The sequence below is a fragment of the Nostoc sp. DedQUE09 genome, from assembly GCF_034530915.1.
Lineage (GTDB): Bacteria > Cyanobacteriota > Cyanobacteriia > Cyanobacteriales > Nostocaceae > Nostoc.
Map to the genome: position 1 here is coordinate 26,170 of NZ_JAVRCE010000076.1, position 8,852 is coordinate 35,021.

Here is an 8,852-nt window from a genome sequence, read left to right on the forward strand (position 1 = left end):
CTTGATAAAGGAGGGTTAGTATATTTGACCCGGTTTTTAAAATACATCGTTTCCAAAATTTGTGTAAGTAAGAAATGACTTGTAGGAGATATATGAATGTGAAAAATATTGTAATTGCAGCTAGTCTACTAGGTATGATCAGTGGCAGTCTGATCGGCTGTACAAATAGTTCTCCCGATGGCAACACTGCTACTAATACTGATATTAAACCTGTTACCAATACTAGTGCAGAAATTAAAACCGCCACTGGGAATAGAAAGTTGCGATCGGTTGCCTTCACCGTTGGCGATTTAAGTAACCCTTTCTTCGTTGTTATGGGACAAGCAGTTGAGGCAGAAGCGAAGAGAATTGGCGGAAAAGATGTCAATGTGATTATAGCTTCCAGTGCCTATGACCTCAACCAACAAGCCAACCAAATTGAAAATTTTACTGCCGCGAATACTGACATCATTGTTTTAAATGCTGCTGACAAAAGTGGAATTAGACCAATAGTTCAAAGAGCAAAAAAAGCAGGTGGAATTGTCATTGCCGTAGACACAGGTGCAGAGGGAGGTGTGGATGCCACCATTACGACCAATAATGTCCAAGCTGGAGAAGTTAGTTGCAAATATATTGCTGACCGCCTCAAAGGTAAAGGCAATGTAGTAATAGTTAATGGGCCGCCAGTGGACTCAGTAATTCAGCGAGTTAGTGGCTGCGAAAATGTATTATCCAAATATCCCAATATCAAAATTCTCTCTAAAAACCAGAATGCAGATGGTAGCCGGGATGGAGGGCTGAGAGTTATGACTGATTTGCTCACAACCTTTCCGAAGATTGATGCTGTTTTTGCCATTAACGATCCGAGTGGACTTGGCGCAGAACTAGCAGCGAACCAAGCACAACGTAAAGATTTCTTTATTGTTGGGGTTGATGGCGCGCCAGAAGCAATAACTGCGATCGCCAATAAAGATGGTATATATGCAGCAACTGCTACTCAAAATCCGCGAGGGATGGCCGAAAAAGCAGTTCAAGTTGGCAATGACATTTTAAATGGGAAAAAACTTAGCAGTTCCACCATTTTGATTCCAGTTAAGTTGATCACCAAAGATAACGTCAGTACAGAAAAAGGCTGGAAGTAATAGAAATTGTGAATTTGCAATTGAAAAATATGCCTTTTGATATCAATCTTTTGGTGCGTTTGTAAAGTTTTTGCACATACCTAGAATGTCTGGCGGTTTTCACTTAAATTAATACCAAACCTCATCTTTATTCCTGTCTTTTATTTAATAGCAAGATGGGTTTAGAAAGAGGTTAAAACTCTGCTGCACCCAATTGAGAACCGCTATGTATGTGCATCAGGGGAAAATCTGAGTGTCTATTTATAGCACTCGAATTTTCCCAACAACCTCTATTAAGTAACCTTAACAACCAAGTATGAAAATATCTCTTTCCCATTCCCTATTTTCAAACTAGTAGTCAGCTTTTAAAACATGATTTGCGGTCAATCAAATATGAGTTTATTAGTTTCTAATTTACAATCGTGCGATGCCTACGGCAGGCTGCGCCTACGCGAATTTTAAATAGTTTTTACAGGTTTTGCTCATGACAACCAATATTGAAACCTCACGTTCTGATACACCAACTAGCACCCCAGTGTTAGAAATGCAAGGAATTACAAAACGATTTCATGGTGTATCTGCGCTCCAAAATGTTAATCTCACGATTTACCCAGGAGAAGTTCACGCCCTCATGGGTGAAAACGGAGCGGGCAAAAGCACATTGATGAAAATCCTGGCAGGGGCTTACATTGCCGACGAAGGAGAAATTCGCATCAATGGTCAACCCTTGAAAATCACCGATCCGGCGACAGCACGCAAGGCGGGTATTAATCTCATTTATCAAGAATTGAATGTTGCACCGAATTTAACCGTTACCGAAAATATGTTTATGGGTAGCGAGTTGCGGCGAGGTCAGTTTTTAGACCGCAAAGCGATGCAACAAGAAGCAGAAGAAGTGCTGGAAAGCCTTGGAGCCAATTTTACTGCGCAGACTATAGTTGGTACCTTATCGATCGCTGAACAGCAGCAAGTGGAAATTGCCCGAGCGCTGAAGGATAAAAGCCGCGTTTTAGTGATGGATGAACCAACAGCTGCCCTATCTGACCGCGAGAGCGACCATTTATTTGAGGTCATTCGCAAACTGCGGCGTGATGGTATTGCCATTATCTACATCAGCCATCGCATGGAAGAAATCTATGCCCTAGCTGATCGGATTAGCGTGTTGCGTGATGGTCAATATATTGGCAGTCTGACACGCAGTGAAATTTCTCCCCAGCGATTAGTGCAGATGATGGTTGGTCGCTCCATGCAAGACTTTTACGAACATCAACGGCAAATGAATCCTGGGCCAGTGGTGCTGTCAGTCAGAAATATGAGCGACGCCCGCAAAAAGATTGAGCCAGCTAGTTTTGAACTTCATGCTGGAGAAATTCTGGGTTTAGCTGGGTTGGTTGGTGCCGGACGCACAGAACTATCCCGGCTGATTTTTGGTGCAGACCGTAAAGCTAGTGGCGAAGTATTCTTGAATGGGATGAAACTGGAAATTAATAGCCCCAGTGATGCCATTGCTGCGGGAATTGGCTACGTTCCAGAAGACCGCAAAGATCAAGGTTTATTTCTGGAAATGAGTGCCCGCAAGAATATTGCCATCAACACACTCAAGCAAGATGCAAAGGGTGGAATTGTTAACTGGCCTTCAGTGAATCGCCTGTCAACAGATGCGGTGGAAAACTTCAATATCCGCCTAGCCAATTTGGAAATTAGAGCATTGGATCTTTCTGGTGGTAATCAACAGAAGCTATTGCTAGCGCGTTGGTTAGCCATTAAACCGCGAGTGTTGATGTTAGATGAGCCGACACGCGGCGTAGATATCGGTGCTAAAAGCGAAATTTATCGAATCATGAGCGAATTAGCAGCACAAGGTGTTGCTATTTTAATGGTTTCCAGCGAACTATCAGAGATTGTCGGCATGAGCGATCGCGTCTTAGTGATGCGAGAAGGACAGCTGGTAGGTGAGCTGGATGGCAGTCTTGGCAAAGAAATCACCCAAGAAAAGATTATGCACTACGCAACTGGAGCATCGGAGGTATCAGCATTATGAGTCAAACAGTCAGACCGCCTATCAATAAATCAGCCAACAATCCCGCAGCTCGCAACCGGAAATCAATCAGCAGTCTGTTGGAAGTTGCAGGTATTTTGCCAATCTTAGTAATTATCTGCATCTTATTTGCATTCCTTTCTCCCAACTTCCTCACCGGCGGTAACATCGTCAATATCTTGCGTCAGGCATCAATCAATATTGTGCTGGCGACAGGAATGACTTTTGTAATTCTCACCGGCGGTATTGACCTTTCGGTTGGGTCAATATTGGCTGTTTCTGCGGTAGTTGCATTGCTGGTATCACTACTACCGGCTTTAAGTTGGGCAGCTGTACCTGCTGCCTTGCTGGCAGGATTGCTGTTAGGCTTACTCAACGGTGCGCTCATTACCTTCTTGGATGTGCCACCTTTTATTGTCACCTTGGGTTCACTTACTGCCTTGCGCGGTGTAGCCTTCTTGGTTGCCAAGGGTACAACCCTGATTAACCGAGACATTAATTTTGCTTGGGTGGGTAATACATACGTCGGCCCCATTCCTTGGCTAGTGATAATTGCGTTACTGACTGTGATAGCTAGCTGGTTTATCCTGCGGCAAACTGTTTTAGGAGTGCAGATATATGCCGTTGGTGGTAACGAGCGGGCAGCCAGATTAACAGGGATTAAAGTTAATCGGGTGTTGCTATTCGTCTATGGTATTAGCGGATTACTGGCAGGTTTAGCAGGAATCATGAGTGCTAGCCGTCTTTATAGTGCCAGCGGCGTAATAGGTCAGGGGTACGAATTAGATGCGATCGCAGCTGTTATTCTAGGTGGAACCAGCTTTACAGGTGGTATTGGTACCATTGGTGGCACCCTTCTCGGTGCATTGATTATTGCGATTCTCAACAACGGTTTAACCTTGTTGAACCTATCTTACTTCTGGCAACTAGTCGTCAAAGGACTAGTAATTATTTTGGCAGTAACGATCGATCGGTTACGCAGACGTTCTAGACGGTGAACAAAAGGCAGGGGAGCAGGGGAGCAGAGGAGAAGTTGCAGTAAGTCTTTCCCCTCTGCCCCTCTCCCCCTCCGCCCCTCTGCCTTCTATACCCAATTCCCAATATATAAACTTATGTCTTCTACTACTGTTCGTCGTAAAGCCAGCACGTTTTATGTAATTTTGATCGCTGGTGCCGCTGCCCTCGGCGGGTTTTTATTCGGTTTTAGCACTGCTGTAATCCATGGTGCGCACTTTCGATTGCTGCTGCTATGCAATGGGTTGCTAATTTCCTCATTTCGACAACATTTCCTCCGATACTGCAATATTTCGGTCTAGGTTCTGCCTATGGACTCTATACAGTTGCAGCAGCTACCTCATTCTTTTTCATTCTCTTTTTTATTAAAGAAACCAAAGGAATTGAGTTAGAGGATATGTAATTTGTACTCTTCATCAAGTTTGATTTTGCCACAAGTATTAAGGTAAGAATTTAGTAGTCAGAATTCATAATTCAAAATAGTTAAAGAATTAGGAGAAAATTGGATACATAAATGTACTAATCATGCTGCATTCTTTTTAAATTATGACTTTTGAGTTCTGAATGCTGAATTATTACATTTGTAGTAAGCACTTTAGTGCTTAGATGAAAGTTAGAGTCACCCACTACGAACTTCTCAAAATTAATTTGGTGAACTAAATACAAACTCTCGCTTCAGTCAATCACTAAAAAGATGGAAACTATCAATACGGCTCTTTGTTCATCTGGTTTATCCGGCATGGTATTTCATGCGCCGTTTATTGATTTACATCCCGGATTTAAATTAGCTGGTTCTTGGGAAAGAAGCAAAAAGCTGATACAGGAACATTATCCTGATGTTAAAAGCTATCCTTCTTTGGAAGCATTGCTAGCAGATGAGCAAGTAATCTTAGTAGTAGTAAATACACCGACTTATACCCATTACGATTATGCTAAACAGGCATTGCTTGCAGATAAGCATGTAGTGGTAGAAAAAGCATTCACCACAACGGTAGTAGAAGCAGAACACCTCAAAGAATTGGCACACAAACAGGGAAAAAAATTATCTATATATCAAAACCGGAGGTGGGATAGTGATTTTCAAACAGTCAAAAAAATTGTTCAAGCAGGCTTATTAGGTGATATTGTTGAAGCAGAATTTCAATTTCAAAAATATAAGCCAATCCTTAGTTATAAACAACATGTTGAAGTTCCCAGTCCGGGGGCAGGAACATTAAACAATTTAGGGCCGCACTTAATAGACCAAGCTTTGCATTTATTTGGAATGCCCAATGCTATTTTTGCAGATATCCGTATAACTAGGCTGCGATCGCAGGTAGATGATTGTTTTGAGTTGATACTATACTACGACAAACTGCGCGTCAAATTAAAAGCAGGTTTCCTTGTACGTGAACCTGCACCTGCCTACATCATACATGGCACTAAAGGTTCTTTTCTTAAAAGCAGAGCCGATAAACAAGAAGAGTATTTAGTGGCGGGTATGAAGCCTAACACACTTGATTGGTATACAGAACCGGAAAGTGAATATGGCTTGCTTCATACAGAAAAAGACACAAAAGTAATTTGGGAAAAAGTCAAAAGTTCACAGGGCAGTTATTTAGATTATTACGATGCGGTATATAAGTCTATTGTTAGTAATCAGCCAATTGCTGTTACTGCCGAAGACGGAATTAATGTAATGAGAATTATAGAAGCCGCTATGAAAAGCAGCAATGAGCAAAAAGTCATAACATTGCTTGAAGTGAGCTAAAACTCCAACTTAAAATATGTAACTTTAATGTTGATTAGCTCATACTTTGCTTCGAGGATAACTTCTTTCGTTACAAGCTCATAATTCAACCATTTTCAATTAATAAATCAATGCTAAAAACTATTTTTCCTAGCTTTTTTATTTTATTTTTGGCAATTCCAGCAGTTTGGGCAGCACCTCCAGAAGACGATCCTAATGCAACAGATGCTAATCGGACTTTGCAGGGACAAGTCACTTCTGTTTCCCAGTTTTCTGATGTACAACCAACCGATTGGGCATTTGGTGCATTGCAATCGTTAGTGGAACGCTACGGTTGTATTGCAGGTTATCCCAATTCCACCTATCGCGGCAACCGTGCCTTAACCCGTTATGAGTTTGCCGCAGGTTTAAATGCTTGTTTGGATCGGATTAATGAGTTAATTGCCACAGCTACTAGCGATTTAGTTAATAAGCAAGATTTGGCAGTGATGCAAAAGTTGCAGCAAGACTTTGCCGCAGAACTGACAACTCTGCGCGGACGAGTAGATACCTTAGAGGCACATACAGCAACATTGGAGGCGCAGCAGTTTTCCACAACTACTAGGTTGAATGCTCAAATTATTACCGCTATTAGTGATAGCTTTGGTGATAGAGTCGGTAGTGAAGATGATGAATCCAATCTCTACTTTGCAAATCGGGGTCGTCTCAACTTTGAGAGCAGTTTCACTGGCAAAGATTTATTGCGAGTTCGGCTGGAGTTTGGCAACTTTGCGAATGCTAATGGTACAAGCCAAATTGCCGCAGCCACAGGCACAGGGATGACACGCCTGAATTTCGATTATGACAGCAACAATACACTTTTTGTCCCCCACATCCGTTATTACTTCCCAGTCAGTGAATCCCTAAACTTCGTTGTTGGGCCTACAGGCATTGGTTACACCGACATTTCCACCACCGTCACTCCTCCCACAATTGCTGACGACGGCAATGGGGTTCCCTCACTTTTTGGATCGTACAGTCCCTTATTTCGGCGAGGTGGCGGTGGTGCAGCCGCTAACTGGAATATTACCAAAGACTTGGTTCTCACCTTGGGCTATTTAGCAAGCACTCCCAATGTGCCATCGGGGAGCAACGGGTTGTTTGATGGCGGCTACAATGCCCTAGCGCACTTAGCCTATTATGGTAAGCAAGGAGCGATCGGGGTTGCTTACTCTCATGGATATAGCCCTGCTGGAGTAGTCGATGTCGCAGCTGGGACGGGTAGCGTCTTGTCAAACGCTCCCTTTGGCAACAACATTGCTACTTCCAACAATATTGTCGGCACACAGGGATACTATCGCTTCTCCCCGAATTTCCAAGTCCACGCTTGGGGTGGATATATTTGGGCAAATGCCGAGAGTTCTGGTTTGAGTGATATTTCTAATGGTAGGGGTGGAACAGATTCTGTATTTGTAAACAATGGTGCCAATGCCAATGTCTGGTTTGGGGCGATTGGGATGTCGTTTCCCGATGTGGGTGGTAGAGGTAATCTGCCAGGAATTCTCTTTGGTATACCACCCCATGTTTCTAACAGTGATGTCCGTCAAGAGCGAGACAACGCTTACCATATCGAAGCATTTTATCGTTATCGCCTAAATGACAACATTTCAGTAACTCCTGGTTTTTGGGTGATTCTCAACCCGGAAAACGACAGCAGCAATGATACGCAGTATGTGGGTGTGCTTCGCACAACCTTCGATTTTTAACTGAATAGACCTGTTGCAAAAATCCTTGAATTACCTCTCCCCAACCCTCCCCTTGTAAAGGGGAGGGCGCAAGATTTCAAGTTTCCCCCCAATATATCGGGGGGAGGAGGTCTATTCGACTTATGCAAGAGGTCTAATGTAATTTTTATTGCCATGCTCCTTCAGTTGCTATGCAATTGGAAGTAATGTTTGATGGTTGAAGAAAATAGTCCCACTTAATTTAGATTAGGATTTACAAATTATTCTTCTGTTACTATCAAATTCCACAGCGCATCAATCCCATCACCTACATATTGTGAATCCTGGTTTTGTGAAATCCATTTGGCGACAGTAGCAGTAACATTGCTGGAGTTTTTGCCTAACTGACCCAATGTGTGACTAGCAAGGTAAGACATTATTCCACTCTCATCTTTGATGAAGTCCAGCAGTGCTTCAACTACCTGCGGCGAAGCGTTGCCCAAATTGCCCAATGCAAGAACAGCGAAGTAACGCACACTCTCACTCTTATCTTTGAGTAAACCCAGCAGTGCTTCAACTACCTGCGGCGAAGCGTCGCCCAACTTGCCCAATGTAAGAACAGCGAAGTAACGCACACTTTCACTCTCGTTTTCGAGTAAACTCAGCAATGCTTCAACTACCTGGGGCGAGGCGTTGGCGTTGCCCAAGTTGCCCAATGCAAGAACAGCAGAGTCACGCACATCATCACTCTTATCTTTGAGTAAACCCAGCAGTGCTTCAACTACCTGTGGCGAGGTGTTGTCCAAGTTACCCAATACTTTAGCAGCAGAGTTACGCACATCATCACTCTTATCTTTGAGTAAACCCAGCAGTGCTTCAACTATCTGTGGCGAGGCGTTGTCCAAGTTACCCAATACTTCAGCAGCAGAGTTACGCACATCATCACTCTCGTTTTCGAGTAAATCCAGCAGTGCTTCAACTACCTGTGGCGAGGCGTTGTCCAAGTTGCCCAATGCAAGAACAGCAGAGTCACGCACACTCTCACTCTTATCTTTGAGTAAATCCAGCAGTGCTTCAACTACCTGTGGCGAGGCGTTGTCCAAGTTACCCAATGCTTTAGCAGCAGAGTTACGCACATCATCACTCTTATCTTTGAGTAAACCCAGCAGTGCTTCAACTATCTGTGGCGAGGCGTTGTCCAAGTTACCCAATGCTTTAGCAGCAGAGTTACGCACATCATCACTCTTATCTTTGAGTAAACCCAGCAG

Annotated in this window: 7 protein-coding genes; 6 read left to right on the plus strand and 1 reads right to left on the minus strand. The window is 43.3% G+C overall.

All coding sequences use genetic code 11. From position 1 onward, the window contains the following. Positions 1-92 precede the first annotated feature (92 nt). From RMY27_RS30925 to RMY27_RS30950, 6 genes are all read left to right on the plus strand, one after another. On the plus strand, positions 93-1,121 hold the full coding sequence (locus tag RMY27_RS30925) for an ABC transporter substrate-binding protein (RefSeq protein WP_322668651.1): 1,029 nt from the start codon (positions 93-95) through the stop codon (positions 1,119-1,121). A 463-nt stretch (positions 1,122-1,584) separates the two neighbouring features. Then, the gene (locus tag RMY27_RS30930) at positions 1,585-3,141 is read left to right on the plus strand and encodes a sugar ABC transporter ATP-binding protein (protein WP_322668652.1); all 1,557 of its coding nucleotides are present in this window, start codon (positions 1,585-1,587) and stop codon (positions 3,139-3,141) included. After that, positions 3,138-4,136: an ABC transporter permease subunit gene (locus RMY27_RS30935; protein ID WP_322668653.1), complete on the plus strand. Its 999-nt coding sequence runs from the start codon at positions 3,138-3,140 to the stop codon at positions 4,134-4,136. Before RMY27_RS30930 ends, RMY27_RS30935 begins: the two co-directional genes overlap by 4 nt. Positions 4,137-4,375: 239 nt before the next feature. Further along, complete coding sequence (locus tag RMY27_RS30940) at positions 4,376-4,555, plus strand: MFS transporter (protein ID WP_322668659.1); 180 nt, start codon at positions 4,376-4,378, stop codon at positions 4,553-4,555. A 291-nt stretch (positions 4,556-4,846) separates the two neighbouring features. Further along, positions 4,847-5,902 carry a Gfo/Idh/MocA family oxidoreductase gene (locus tag RMY27_RS30945; RefSeq protein ID WP_322668654.1) on the plus strand — a complete coding sequence of 352 codons (1,056 nt, stop codon included), beginning with the start codon at positions 4,847-4,849 and terminating at the stop codon, positions 5,900-5,902. 110 nt (positions 5,903-6,012) lie between these two features. Continuing rightward, on the plus strand, positions 6,013-7,626 hold the full coding sequence (locus RMY27_RS30950; RefSeq protein WP_322668655.1) for an iron uptake porin: 1,614 nt from the start codon (positions 6,013-6,015) through the stop codon (positions 7,624-7,626). Between the two features lie 239 nt (positions 7,627-7,865). Here RMY27_RS30950 and RMY27_RS30955 read toward each other — a convergent pair. Further along, positions 7,866-8,852: sister chromatid cohesion protein PDS5 (locus RMY27_RS30955; protein WP_322668656.1), on the minus strand; the 987-nt coding region annotated here is incomplete at its 5' end.